Below are 12,438 nucleotides of genomic sequence, written 5' to 3'. Positions count from 1 at the left end.
TCTTCCGGCGTGGAGGAGGATCGACATTTGCGCGCCCTTGGACGCACCCTTCGTGGCGCCGGGGGAAGCACCGCAGCGCAGTGATTTACTGACGCGTTTTGCACGGGGCGTACAGGATCGCGATCGTCCCGGCAAGGACGTATAGGTCGAGCCGCCAGCCCATGTTGCGCACATAGAAGGCGTCAAGATCGGCCTTTCGGCGCGCCATCTCTATCGTGTCCGTATAGCCCTGTTTTACCTGAGCGTAGCCCGTCATGCCGGGTCTGACCGACTCCCGGATGCTATAATCTGGAATCACGCTCCTGTAGGTCTGTGCGAACGAAAATACCTCGGGCCGGGGGCCGATCAGGCTCATTTCGCCGAGCAGCACATTCAGAATCTGCGGCAGTTCGTCGGCCTTGCTGCGCCGCAGCCATCGTCCGAGCGGCGTGATGCGAGACGTTTCCAGCGGATCGTCAGCCCCGCGTTTGATGTTGTTCTCCCGGGTCATGGAGCGGAACTTCAGCATGATGAAGCCTTTCCGGTCCTTCCCCATGCGGCGCTGCAAATAGAACAACTCGCCGGGATTCCAGAACGGGTTCAATACGATCAGTACGCAGCACAGCCCGAGAAAAAGCGGAAGGCACAGGATGCTTACGACAATGTCGAAAACGCGCTTTGACGTAATATATGCGTGGCGGCGGGTGAGACCCGCGAATAGCGGCTCTCCTCCACTTTCATGATCTGCGACCAGTTCCGGGGCGGAGACAAAATTCTGCTTTGAATAGCCCCGCGCGACAAAGTCCCCCACGACTTTTCCTCCTCGGTAAAGTGCAATCTGAACCGGTTCCAAAAATGGAAGGAAACCCACAAAACTACTCTGGTGACACTGTTGACACTACTAATCGAGCGGCTGCTGAAATACCGCCGCGCGGCACACTCAATCCTCAGATAAACGACTCACAAATAAGCAGGATTGATTCTGCGATGAGGCCATAGCATTGGCGGAGAGTCAAGAGAAAGGGGTCGCGCCAATCGCGGGGTTCGCGCTCCGATGACTAGGCGTGACCTTGGTGAATAATTCGCGAGACGACCAGACATGACATCTGCACGCAACGCTTCCGCCCACGACGCGGCGTTCAGCGTGGATGCTCCGCCGAGGTCTGGTCCGCCGCGTCGAAGCGCGAATACGCGCCGGTCTCTCCTTCAGATGAGCCGAAGCATCCCGATCCAGGGCAGAGAGCGGTTCCCGCGACGGCGCGGCTTGAGGCGCCCGTCCTTGTCCAGCGCATAGGTCGCCATCCTGACCGAGTCGCTCTCGTTGCCTCCGATCGTCTTGATTTCACCCCTGTCGCGATCGACCTCGACCACGATTGCGGAATGCGAAGGGTAGAAACTGTCATTGCCGTAGTCCGCGCGCGCCGCTGCGAAATCGTGCTTCTCGGCGTCGCTGCGCCCGTAATGCACGATGTCCCCCGGCTTCGGAATCGCGTCCGCCGCCGACACCGCCTCGTAGAGGGCCGGTCCGGTGCGATCGACGCAGTCCTGAAAATAGTGGCAGTGGCCGACGGAGTACTTGAACCGGTCTCCCGCGCCGGCCTCTTTCAACACGAACGAGATGAAGGCCGCTGACCAGGCCGGTCTTTTGCCGCTGGCGTCCAGCGTCCGGCCGTCATTCGGTTGCCCCACCGCCCGCCAGTAGTCGCCGACGCGCAGGTATTGCGGGTCTTCCGTTTCCTTCGCGGAGCCGCCGTCAAACCTGGCCAACTCCTCTCGGCAGATGCGCAGGATCGCGTTGCGGATATCGGCGTTGGAGGCCGGCCCGCCAATTGACCGTCCGACCGCGTCGAAGCTGCTCGCCACGCCTTTACGCGCAACCGTATAGGACGGCGGCAACGCCGTGCCCGGCGCGAAACCGTGATAATGCACATCCTTGTTCGCTTCGCTGCCGTAGATCGCGACCGCGTTGCGAACCACGTGGTTCCCCCACGCCGCCAGAGCCGAAGCGCTTGACAGGTGCGGGTTCAGAAAATGCGTCGCGCCCTTGATCTCGCTCACGCCGCCGGCGGCCCGCGCCTTCACATGCTCTTCGACGATCTCCGTCACGTTAGCGTTCGCCTTCGGCAGCCCAGTCCACGATCCCGTCGCGTTGATCGCGGAGAACTGCTTGGGCTGGTCGATCACCTTCTGGATCGTGTCCCTCCAGTTTGCATGCGCCACGCGGTTCAGAACCGTGTCGACGACAGCCGCCAGTCCGCCGCGAAGCTCCGCCTCGCCGTATTTCGCGAAATGGCCGACCTCGCTCTGCGCCACGCGCTGCAGGGCGTCAAGGTCTTCATCGGTGATGTCTATGACCTTGCCGGTCGGTCTGCTGACGGCGGCCGCCCCGCCGCCCGCGATCGCGCCGTCCGTTACTCTCGGGGCGTCCGTCGTCGCCGTAGTTGTCGCCTCTCCCGCGGCCGCGCCGCTCGTGGTCGCCGTCTCCGCGACCGTCGTGTCTTCCCGAACCGGTTCCGGTCGCGGCGCCTCCGGGACATTCGCGAGTCCGAGTTTCCGCGCCTTTTCGATCAACCGATCCAGGAACAACCGGTTGATCCGTCCCTGCAGCGCGATCAGCGATCGCTCCAGCTTTGCCGCGACACCGCTCAACTTTTGCGCTTGGGCGTGCAGCGGCAGGAGCACCATGCCGGCAATGGCGCTCTCCAGCGGCCTGATCGTCTCTACGCGAATTGCGGCGGCGGCGGCGGTGTCGCCGGCGCTCTTGGCCGCGTCATGCGCCGCATCAGCGGCGTTGAGCATGGCCTCAAGTTTCGCCAGTGCGTCCATGTCCTATCCTCTCCGGTCGAAATTCTTCGGATCACTCAACGCCGCCGGCCAATGCGCGGCGCGTTTCCTCCGCCGCCATCGTCAGCAACTGGCCGGCGGCGATCAGACCGGAGACGCCGCCATCGCCTTCACCAGCCGCCGCCGCGAGCGCCGCATCAAGCGCCCGGTCCGCGGCGTCCAGCAGGATCACCCAGTTGGCGAGCAGCACCCGCGTTTCCTCTATCGCGTCGGCCCGCGCCTCCAGATCGCCACCCCGTCCAATGGTCAGGATCGCATGGCCCCTGAATGCGGCGAAGATCTCGGGCGTCGCGTCTCGCACGCCTTTCAGCGCCGCCTTCATCGTCTCGCCATTGGCCAGAAGTTGATCGCGGAATTCGGCGCGCGCGACGAATCCGATCGCCCCGCGGGCCGGGGCCCGGAAGGCCCGCACATGCGCATTGACTCCGGAAATGGCCGCGGTAATGCCGGCGCCGGCTGCGGCCGGCGGGGCCACGGCCGTGGCGGCAGCGGCCGCGATGTCGACGATCCGCCCGACCTGACCCGATACGACATCTGCGGACTGACCGGAGGCCAGCGCGTTGAGCGCCTCGGTGTAGGCGCCGACCGCGGCGATGGCGCGCCGGAAGGCAGCTGTCGCAGGCGGATCGCCGGCGCTCACCAAATAGAGCGCCTGGTCGGGCTTGAAGGGCGTCTGCCCGCGCACCAGCGCTTCGCAATCGAGCGGGTCGTCGATCTCCAGCACATTGACGCAGTTCCGCCACAGCCGCCGCTCGGTCACTGCGAGCCGGTCCAGGATCGCATCCGAAGCGCTGCGGGTCTGCTGGAAGGTTTCGCGATAGAAGCCGAACTCTTCGGCGCCGCGATTGGTGGAGCATCCACCGGCCAGAATGGACGAAACGATGAGGGCGGTGCCCAAAGCCGAGAGTTTCATGTTCGAGATCCCACCCCTTGCCAGATAATGAGAGTTTTTCATAACTTCGCGTTTAAGTCAAGAGAAAGATCGTAAACAATTGATTAATATCATAAATAGCATATTAGATATAGGCGTATTTTACCCTGGCCTGCGCCTCCCATCATGCGGCGTTTGTCTGCTTCGCCGCTGCCTCCCGCGCCGGCTGAGCACGCCTCAAGAGGTTGCAGGCTTTCGTCGCGCCCGATCCAACCAAGACCGTTTTCACGCTTCACTTCAGCAACAGGCGCTTCGGGCCCCGCTTCGGGACCGTCCGGGTTAACTGCCGTCGACAAGCCATGGCGGGCAGATATGTGTTGAAAAATGATATATCACATGACAGCTTTTCACTCACAAGAGACGCACAAACACGACTAAGTCCACGGGAGCATGATCATGATCGTATCAAGACTGATCGCCGCCGGCGCGCTGGCGATTCTGACGGCGGGGGCGGCTCAGGCCGAACTTCTCGACGACATCAAGGAGCGCGGTTCGCTGAAATGCGGGACGCTGGACTACCTGGCCGGCGTCGGGTTTCTGAATGACAAGGGCGAATGGTCCGGTTATGATGTCGACTTCTGCAAGGGTGCCGCGGCGGCGATCTTCGGCGATCCCGACAAGGTCGATTTCGTCGTGCTGACCGGCGCGCAGATGTTTCCGTCGCTCGAGTCCGGCGAAATCGACATCCTGTCGCGCAGCGTCACGCAGACGATCTCCCGCGAGACGACGATGGGGATCGATTTCATCGGGCCGAACCATCTGACCGGGCAGGGCTTCATGGTCCACAAGGAGCTTGGCGTCACCTCGGTCGACGAACTTGACGGCGCCACGGTCTGCGTCCTCGCCGGCACGACGACGGAACGTTATCTCGCCGACTGGTTTCGCGGCAAGGGGATGAGCTTCACCCCCGTCGCCACCGAAAGCAGCGACCAGATGTTCGCAAACTATTTCGAACAACGCTGCGATGCCGTGACCATGGAGCCGCCCTATCTGGCGATCCGGCGCGCCAAGTCCGCCAATCCGGACGGGAGCGTGATTCTCGACGAGCTGATCGCGAAATCCTTTGAGGCGCCGGTCATTCGGCAGGGAAATCCGGCGTTCCATGAAGTGCTGAAATGGATGCACTGGGGAATGATCACGGCCGAGGAGATGGGGATCACCTCCGATAATGTCGACGAGATCGCCGCGACCTCGACCGATCCGGTCGTTCGCCGCTTCCTGGGTGTCGAAGGCTCGATCGGCGCCGACATGGGCGTTTCCAACGACTGGATGGTCAACGTCATCAAGGCGATCGGCAATTTCGGGGAGTTCTATGACCGGAACCTCGGCTCCGGCTCCGGTCTCGACGTGCCGCGCGGCATGAACGCGCTCTGGCGCGACGGCGGTGCGATGGTGGCGCCCGGCTGGCAGTGAGCGAAATCGACCGTGGCGGGCGCTCCGGCGCCCGTCTCCTCACGCCCATCCCACGCTTTGTCGCGCGTGCGCGACGGTCCGACATTCTTGCGCAGACGCTTTTCATCATCATCCTCCTGATTGTCGGCTGGGTGGCTGTCGACGCGGTTTCGACCAATCTGGAGCGACTTTCGGTCAAATCGGGTTACGGCTTCCTCTTCGAGGACGCCAATTTCGAGCTTGGCGAGAGCGTCATTCCTTTTCGCGCCGGCGACAGCTATTTCCGCGCCTTTGCGGCGGGGCTCGCGAACACGCTGAAGGTTGCGGCCATCGGCATCGTTCTCTCGACCATCGTCGGGCTGGTGATCGCCCTCGGTCAGCTTTCGCCGAGCGTGGTGATCGCGACCGCCTGCCGGCTTTATATCGACGCGGTGCGCAACGTGCCGCTCCTCCTGCAGCTCATCTTCTGGCACACGATTCTCACCAGTTCGCTCCCGACGGTGAGAAAGGCGCTCTCGCCCTTCGAAGGGGTCTACCTCACCAATCGCGGGTTATATCTTCCGGCGCCGGTCGCGGACCCCGCGCACGGGCCGATCGGTCTGGCCGCCCTTGTCGGCGTCGCGCTGGCGGGCGCGGCCTGGTTCTTCCTGCGCCGCAAGGGCGTGGCGATGGCCGCGTTCGCCCTGCCGGTCGTCGTCACGTTTTTCGTTTACGGCGCGCCGGTGGAGCTTCAGAAGCCGGAACTCGCCGGTTTCAACTTTCGTGGCGGGATCGAGCTTTCGCCTGAATTCGCCGCAATGCTGCTCGGTCTGACGATCTATGTCGGCGCCTTCAACGCCGAGATCATCCGCGCCGGCATTCTCGGAGTGGACAAGGGCCAGCGAGAGGCGGGAGCCGCCCTCGGCCTTTCGTCATGGCGGGTGATGCGCAAGATCATCCTGCCGCAGGCGCTGCGGATCATCCTGCCGAGCATGACCAACTCCTATCTCAACCTCACCAAGGAAAGCTCGCTTGCGGTGGCGATCGGTTATCCGGAGATCGTCAGGGTCTCCAACATCGCCGTGTTCGAGACCGGGCAGGCGATCGAATGCATCTCGATCGTGATGATCATCTATCTCGTGCTCAGCCTGATCACTTCGCTGATCCTGAACTGGCTGAACGCCCGCGCGAGGCTGGTGGAGCGATGATCGCCGCGCTCGACCGGTGGCTCCGGCCGCTCTACGCCACGCCGGGCGCGGCGGCGACCAATCTCGCCGGCCTCGCGCTGCTGATGCTGATCGTCCCGCCAGTCCTGGACTGGGCGATCTTCTCCGCCGTCTGGTCGGCGGAGGACATGAACGGCTGCCCGCCGGAGGGCGGCGCATGCTGGGCCTTCATTCGCGCGAAGGCGCGACTGATCCTCTTCGGCCGCTACGTTTACGTCGAACAATGGCGCCCGGTGATTGCGACGCTGATTCTGGCGGCGCTGGTCGCGTTCTCGCTCAATCCGCGCTTCTGGCGTCCGGCGCTCGCCGGCGCCTGGGTGGTCGGCTTGATCCTCTACTCCGTGCTGATGTGGGGTGGGGTTCTGGGCCTTCGCTATATCGACAGCTCCTATTGGGGTGGTCTGCCGCTCACGGTGCTGCTCACGATCTTCGGCACTTTCTTCGGCATTTTCTTGGCGATCCCGATCGCGCTCGCGCGTTATTCGAAGCTGCCCGCGTTCCGGTACGTCGCCACGGTCTATGTCGAGCTTGTCCGCGGCGTGCCGCTGATCAGCGTTCTCTTCATGGCGTCTGTCCTGATCCCAGTGATCCTGCCGCAGGGTTTCGCGCCGAGTGGGCTGGTGCGGGTGCTGTTCGGCCTCACGGTCTTTATCGCGGCCTATATGGCGGAGGTCCTGCGCGGCGGGCTGCAGGCGATCCCGTCGGGCCAGTTTGAGGCGTCGCGCGCGCTCGGCCTTTCCTATTTCGCGATGATGGTCCGTGTCGTGCTGCCTCAGGTTTTCGAGATCGTGCTGCCGCCGACGGTCAGCCTGATTATCGCCTGCCTCAAGGGCACCTCGCTGGTGGTGATCGTCGCGATGCTCGATCTCCTCGGCGCGGCGAAAGCCGCCCTCGCGGACCCGAAATGGATCGGCTTTCACGTCGAGGCTTTCGTCTTCGCGGCGCTGATCTACGCGATCATGTGCGGCGCGATCTCCGCTTACGGCCGGCGGATCGAGGGGCGGCTGGCGCAGACGCGCGCGAAATGAACGGTCAGCGACCGAGACTTGATTGATTGATGACGAGGAGAATGAAATGACCGAAGCAAGACATGCATTTCCAGTGGAGGGGCGCGCCTGGGACGACCTTCTCGCGGACATGCGCGGGCGGACCTCCGGCGATCTCGACTGGAAGAATGGGCGTACGCCGCTTTTCGTGTTCCGCAATGACGAGGAAACCTACGAGATCGGCAAGAAGGCGTTCATGGAGTTTTTCAGCGAGAATGCGCTGGGCCGTGAACGCGCCTTCTTCAGCATCGGTTCGATGGAGAAGGAGGTGCTTGATTTCGGTCTCTCGCTCTTTCATGCGCCGACCGGCGCGGCCGGCGTCTTTTCGACCGGCGGCAGCGAGAGCATATTCCTCGCCATGAAGGCGGCGCGCGACGCGTGGCGCGCGAAGCGCGGGAATGGCGCCGCCGCAGTCCCGCTCAACATTGTGATCCCGATCACCGCCCATCCCGCTTTCGACAAGGCCGCCGATGCGATGGACCTCGAGATCCGGCGCGGTGGATTGCGCGCCGATATGCGCGCCGATCCGGAGGCGCTGCGCCCGCTGATTGACGATCGAACCATCGCCATCCTCGGCTCGGCGCCTTGTTTTCCGCATGGCGTGGTCGACCCGATCGAGGAGTTGAGCGCGCTGGCCGAGGATGCCGGGGTCTGGTTGCATGTCGACGCCTGCGTCGGCGGCTGGATGGCGCCCTTCTTCACGAAGATCGGCCGACCGACGCCGGATTTCGACTTCCGCTACCCTGGCGTCCGTTCGATCTCCGCCGATCTCCACAAGTTCGGTTTCTGCCCCAAGCCCGCCTCCACGGTGTTTTACCGTGACGCCGACGATATGGAGCGCGCGAAATTCGTCGCTGACGCCTGGCCGAGCGGGCGGTTCCAGACGTCCACCCTCGCCGGCACCCGGCCCGGCGGCGCGGTCGCCGCGTCCTGGGCGGTGCTGAACCATCTCGGCGAATCCGGCTACTGCGCGGCGGCGGAGCGCCTCGGCGCGATGACTGACGCCTATGTCGAGGGGATTAGGGAAATCCCCGGCATGAAGTTCTGGGCGAAGCCCGATCTGACACTGATCAACTACGGATCGGACGAGTTCGACATCTTCCACGCCGCCGTGGAGATGTACAAGCGCGGCTGGCTGCCCGCGCTGACGCGACGCCCGCGCGGGCTTCACGCGATGATGTCCCTCATGCATGCGCCGGCGCGCGAAGCCTTCCTCAAGGATCTGGGTGAAGCTGTTGATATCGCCCGGACGCTTGAGCCGGGCACCTCGTCCATCGAGGCGGTCTACTCCTGAAAGTTCAGGGGTCGAGGGCCGCGAGCAGGCCCTCGATCCCGTCGCTCAGGTCCTTCTGGATGGCGTTGCTCGCGCCCTGCGGGTCGCGGGCGCGCACGGCTTCGATTACCGCGAGATGGTTGCGGTATCCGGTCAGACTCTTCCTGAACACATGCGGCAGCAGGGTCCGCATCGGGCCGACCTGAAGCCAGAGCACGTCGATCATCCGCGTCAGCACCGGCGACGCCGCGCGGGCATAGAACATCAGGTGGAATTCGGAGTCGAGCTCCAGCGCCGCGTCGAAATCCTCGCTGAGATTTCCGGCCTTCATGCGCTCGTTGAGCTTGTCCAGACGGGCGGCGAACACTGCGCCGCCCTTCGGCGCGGCGAGCAGAGCCGCGTGCGGCTCCAGCAGTTTGCGTATTTCGGAGATCTCCAGATACCGCTGGCGGGTGAGGCGCGGAACAAGGAAGGAGCGGGTCTCCGATATCTCGATCGCGCCCTCGGACGCCAGCCGCGTCAGCGCTTCGCGCGCGGGGGTTGGGCTGACGCCGAGCGTTCGCGCGAGCCGCCGCGCGGTGATCTTCTCGCCCGGCTTGTATTGCCCGCGCAAGAGACCGCGCCGCAGCCGATCATAGACCTGTTCGGCGAGGGTCGCGCTTCGCTGAATCTCGCCCAAACCATCATCCACTGCCAGCACCGCCTTCCAGCCTGTTCGCCGCCTTCGTCATAAGGGCCGCCGCCCCTTGCGAGATGCGGTGAAATCATAGGTTCACGCCTTGCCGGGAACAAGCGCATGGGCGGAGGCCGCGCGGTTTTCTGACGTTCGATCAGCCTGCGATGGGCGTGCGGCGATGCGGGTGTGGCCGACCGGGCGATCGAGGCGCCGCGCGGGCCAGCGAACCCGGGGAAGAGCGGTGACGCGCTCCGAATGTTTTTCTTTCGCGCTGAAATTTATAGGAATTGACACGTGTGGGGTGGATTTGTAGCGTTTTCGTGGAAACTCCTAGATAGGAATCGTTGATGGGACCGACCCAGAGTATTCGATCACCCGCTACGCGCGCGGTCGGATCAGGTCGGTCGAAGCACAAGCTGGTCTCGGAGGCGATCCTGACAGCAATCGAAGCGGGGCGCTGGATGCCGGGCGATCAGTTGCCCGCGGAAGACCAGCTTGTGGTCGAGATGGGCGCGAGCCTCGGGACCGTGCAACGGGCGCTTCGCAGTCTTGTGGCGATGGGAGTCGTCGAGCGGCATCACGGGCGCGGCACCTTCGTTTCGGGCGCTCGCGCGCAGGAGACGCAGCTTCAGCATTTCCGGTTCGTGGGCGAGGGCGATACGCGGGTGTTGCCGGTTTGCTTCACGATCATCGGGGTCGAAACAACCGACGCCGCCGGTCCGTGGAGCCAGCTGTTCGGCGCGCCCGGCGACGGCTATGTCCGCATCCAGCGTATCGCCTCCGTCAATGACGAGTTCGATGTCTTCAGCGAGATCTATCTCCCGGCTGGACGCTTTGCGGCGCTTGCGAAGATGAGCCAGTCGACGCTGAACGGCGTTTCATTTCGCGACATGCTGGCGGAGCGTTTCAACGCGCCGACTTTGAACACCCGCCAGACGATGCAGTGCCAAGTGTTGCCGCCGCGCGTGACGCGGCGCATCCAGTTGCCTAGCGGGCAATACGGCATCGTCTGGACGATCGCCGGCATGAGCTACCGCGACGCGCCGATCACATGGCAGCGCATATTCGTGCCACCAAGCGACCGTGTGCTCGAGATCGCCCCGGCGCGCGCCGCCGATCTTGCCGCCGCCGCCGGAAGGAGACCTGGCAAATGACGCGCTACGCGTTCGATTTTCTCCCAGCGCCGGAGGGGCGCACATCCGCCAAACCGCGCGCGGCGGGTCTGACCATGACGATCGACTCCGGGGTTCCGCTCGGCCGCGCCGCCGACATGCTGGAATTGGCGGGTCCCTATGTCGACATCGCCAAGATCAAGACCGGCGGCTCGCGTCTTTATCCCCGCGACTATCTCAAGCGGAAAATCGCGCTCTATCGCGAGCACGGTCTCGACGTCTTTCCCGGCGGTCAGTTCCTGGAATACGTGATCCACACCAGCCGGCAGGACGCCGTGCCGCGTTACTGGGAGGAGGCGCTGGCGCTGGGGTTCACGGCGATCGAGGTTTCCGACAACGTGGTGCCGCTGACCGATGAGCGCCGCCACGCGCTGATCAGCGGGGCGGTCGCCGCTGGTTTGAAAGTATTCGGCGAGGTCGGATCGAAAGAGAACGAGACCGATCTGGAGACGCTGGCGCGTCAGGCGGAGATCAGTTTCGACGCGGGAGCGAGCCTGGTGCTGGTGGAGGCGGCGGAGTTGATCTCCGCCGATGGCGTCAACCATGAACTCTTGGCGGGAATCAGGGAGCGGCTGGACATGTCGCGTGTTCTGATCGAGCTGCCCGGCCCCTGGATCAGCAATGTCTCGCACCACATGATCGACGACATGGCCAAACTCCTTGTGAGGGCGCTGGGGCCGGACGTGAACCTTGGCAATGTCGCGTTCGACACGCTTTTCGATCTCGAGACGACGCGCTCGGGGCTGGGCGTCGCGGGCCCGCCCGGCGCGGGAAAACAGGCGATGAAGGGATGAAACTTCGGCGCGCGGCGTCGGCGAGAAGGCCGGAGGAACGGCCCGGGACCCTAACCAACAAATGGAGATGAGAATGATGAGTATTCGATTGACGCATGAACCTGCCGGGCCACGGATGCGGGCCGGATCGTCCCTGAAGCGACTGGCGCTTGGCGCCGGCGTCCTGTTGGGGCTGTCGGCCGCGCCGGCGCTGGCGCAGGACTATCCCGAGATGGAGATGAAGTTCGGCCATCCATACGCCGAAAGCCACCCGCTCGCGCAGGGCGCGCAAATGTTCGCCGACAAGATCGCCGAGCGGACCGATGGAAAGATCAAGATCAACGTCTTTCCCAACAACACCATCGGGTCCTCCCGCGATCTGGTCGAGGCGATCCAGATCGGCGTTGTTGATTTCGCGCTGGTGCCGACGACCAATGTGGCCAGCTTCTATCCGCCGCTCGACATCTTTTACCTGCCGTTCATTTTCCGCGACAGCGCGCACGCCTACGCGGTCTCCGATGGTCCGGTCGGGCAAAAGCTCTATGCCGACATGCTGGAGAAAACCGGCATCCGGACCCTGGCGATGTTCGAGAGCGGCTTTCGCACCATCACAACGGCCAATACCAAGGTCGAAGAGCCGGAAGACATGGAGGGGATCAAGTTCCGCGTCGTGAACAACCCGCTCAATGTCGCCACCTTCAAGGCGCTGGGCGCCAACCCGACGCCGATGGCGATCAGCGAGGTGTTCACCGGCCTTCAGCAGGGCACGGTCGACGGTCAGGACAACCCCATCGGCAATGTGAAGGCGTTCGGCTTTGACACGGTTCAGAAAAACATCACGCTTTCGAACCACCAATGGGCCGGCATCATGTTCCTCGCCGACGACAAGATGTGGGGCGGTCTCCCGGAGCACGTCAAGACTCTCTTCAGCGACACAGCGCAGGAAACCCAGGAATGGGAGCGCAAGGAGCTGAACAAGGTCGAGGGTGCTTATCTCTCCGAAATGGAGGCCGACGGCATGACTGTCACCCGGCTGACGCCGGAACAGACCGCCGCGTTCCAGAAGGCGATGGAGCCGGTCTGGGATGAGTATCGCGACAAGATCGGCGCCGAACTGATCCAGTCTGTGGTCGACACGAAGTAGTCG

General features: G+C 63.6%; 11 protein-coding genes. 7 read left to right on the top strand and 4 right to left on the bottom strand.

Annotated elements, in window-relative coordinates; all coding sequences use genetic code 11:
• Positions 1–85 precede the first annotated feature (85 nt).
• The 3 genes from G5B40_RS11015 to G5B40_RS11005 form a co-directional block, all read right to left on the bottom strand.
• Positions 86–790 (bottom strand): sugar transferase, encoded by a 705-nt coding sequence (locus G5B40_RS11015; protein WP_246209472.1) that lies wholly within the window; start codon positions 788–790, stop codon positions 86–88.
• A gap of 395 nt (positions 791–1,185) precedes the next feature.
• Entirely contained in the window at positions 1,186–2,805 is a 1,620-nt protein-coding gene (locus tag G5B40_RS11010; RefSeq protein ID WP_165098477.1) for a DUF2272 domain-containing protein, read from the bottom strand.
• A gap of 31 nt (positions 2,806–2,836) precedes the next feature.
• Complete coding sequence (locus G5B40_RS11005; protein WP_165098474.1) at positions 2,837–3,736, bottom strand: hypothetical protein; 900 nt, start codon at positions 3,734–3,736, stop codon at positions 2,837–2,839.
• A gap of 414 nt (positions 3,737–4,150) precedes the next feature.
• Here G5B40_RS11005 and G5B40_RS11000 point away from each other — a divergent pair, with 414 nt between their 5' ends.
• Genes G5B40_RS11000 through G5B40_RS10985 form a run of 4 tightly spaced genes read left to right on the top strand, consistent with a single transcriptional unit; the run spans position 4,151 to position 8,691 of the window.
• Complete coding sequence (locus tag G5B40_RS11000) at positions 4,151–5,167, top strand: amino acid ABC transporter substrate-binding protein (protein WP_165098472.1); 1,017 nt, start codon at positions 4,151–4,153, stop codon at positions 5,165–5,167.
• A complete protein-coding gene (locus G5B40_RS10995; RefSeq protein WP_165098470.1) occupies positions 5,164–6,333 on the top strand; it encodes an amino acid ABC transporter permease in 1,170 nt (389 codons plus the stop codon). The genes G5B40_RS11000 and G5B40_RS10995 overlap by 4 nt, the downstream gene beginning before the upstream one ends.
• Entirely contained in the window at positions 6,330–7,379 is a 1,050-nt protein-coding gene (locus G5B40_RS10990; RefSeq protein WP_165098468.1) for an amino acid ABC transporter permease, read from the top strand. The genes G5B40_RS10995 and G5B40_RS10990 overlap by 4 nt, the downstream gene beginning before the upstream one ends.
• A gap of 46 nt (positions 7,380–7,425) precedes the next feature.
• Positions 7,426–8,691, top strand: coding sequence for a pyridoxal phosphate-dependent decarboxylase family protein (locus G5B40_RS10985; RefSeq protein ID WP_165098466.1), 1,266 nt, complete (start codon positions 7,426–7,428; stop codon positions 8,689–8,691).
• A gap of 4 nt (positions 8,692–8,695) precedes the next feature.
• Here the strand turns inward: G5B40_RS10985 and G5B40_RS10980 are convergent, their stop codons facing one another.
• Entirely contained in the window at positions 8,696–9,361 is a 666-nt protein-coding gene (locus G5B40_RS10980; RefSeq protein ID WP_165098464.1) for a GntR family transcriptional regulator, read from the bottom strand.
• Between the two features lie 332 nt (positions 9,362–9,693).
• Here G5B40_RS10980 and G5B40_RS10975 point away from each other — a divergent pair, with 332 nt between their 5' ends.
• The 3 genes from G5B40_RS10975 (at position 9,694) to G5B40_RS10965 (ending at position 12,435) form a co-directional block, all read left to right on the top strand.
• Positions 9,694–10,500, top strand: a complete 807-nt coding sequence (locus G5B40_RS10975; RefSeq protein WP_165098462.1) for a GntR family transcriptional regulator — start codon at positions 9,694–9,696, stop codon at positions 10,498–10,500.
• Positions 10,497–11,312, top strand: coding sequence for a phosphosulfolactate synthase (locus G5B40_RS10970; RefSeq protein WP_165098460.1), 816 nt, complete (start codon positions 10,497–10,499; stop codon positions 11,310–11,312). The genes G5B40_RS10975 and G5B40_RS10970 overlap by 4 nt, the downstream gene beginning before the upstream one ends.
• Positions 11,313–11,385: 73 nt before the next feature.
• Positions 11,386–12,435 (top strand): TRAP transporter substrate-binding protein, encoded by a 1,050-nt coding sequence (locus tag G5B40_RS10965; RefSeq protein ID WP_165098458.1) that lies wholly within the window; start codon positions 11,386–11,388, stop codon positions 12,433–12,435.
• The last annotated feature ends 3 nt before the right edge of the window (positions 12,436–12,438 follow it).

Origin of the sequence: Pikeienuella piscinae (assembly GCF_011044155.1) — a bacterium.
Classification (GTDB): domain Bacteria; phylum Pseudomonadota; class Alphaproteobacteria; order Rhodobacterales; family Rhodobacteraceae; genus Pikeienuella; species Pikeienuella piscinae.
Note: the sequence above shows the minus strand (reverse complement) of the source record. Positions and strands in the feature narration are given on the sequence as shown.

Coding starts and splice junctions, on each gene's coding strand:
- G5B40_RS11010 (WP_165098477.1), bottom strand. CDS start 2,805: ATGGACGCACTGGCGAAACTTGAGGCCATGCTCAACGCCGCTGATGCG.
- G5B40_RS11005 (WP_165098474.1), bottom strand. CDS start 3,736: ATGAAACTCTCGGCTTTGGGCACCGCCCTCATCGTTTCGTCCATTCTG.
- G5B40_RS11000 (WP_165098472.1), top strand. CDS start 4,151: ATGATCGTATCAAGACTGATCGCCGCCGGCGCGCTGGCGATTCTGACG.
- G5B40_RS10990 (WP_165098468.1), top strand. CDS start 6,330: ATGATCGCCGCGCTCGACCGGTGGCTCCGGCCGCTCTACGCCACGCCG.
- G5B40_RS10985 (WP_165098466.1), top strand. CDS start 7,426: ATGACCGAAGCAAGACATGCATTTCCAGTGGAGGGGCGCGCCTGGGAC.
- G5B40_RS10975 (WP_165098462.1), top strand. CDS start 9,694: ATGGGACCGACCCAGAGTATTCGATCACCCGCTACGCGCGCGGTCGGA.
- G5B40_RS10970 (WP_165098460.1), top strand. CDS start 10,497: ATGACGCGCTACGCGTTCGATTTTCTCCCAGCGCCGGAGGGGCGCACA.
- G5B40_RS10965 (WP_165098458.1), top strand. CDS start 11,386: ATGATGAGTATTCGATTGACGCATGAACCTGCCGGGCCACGGATGCGG.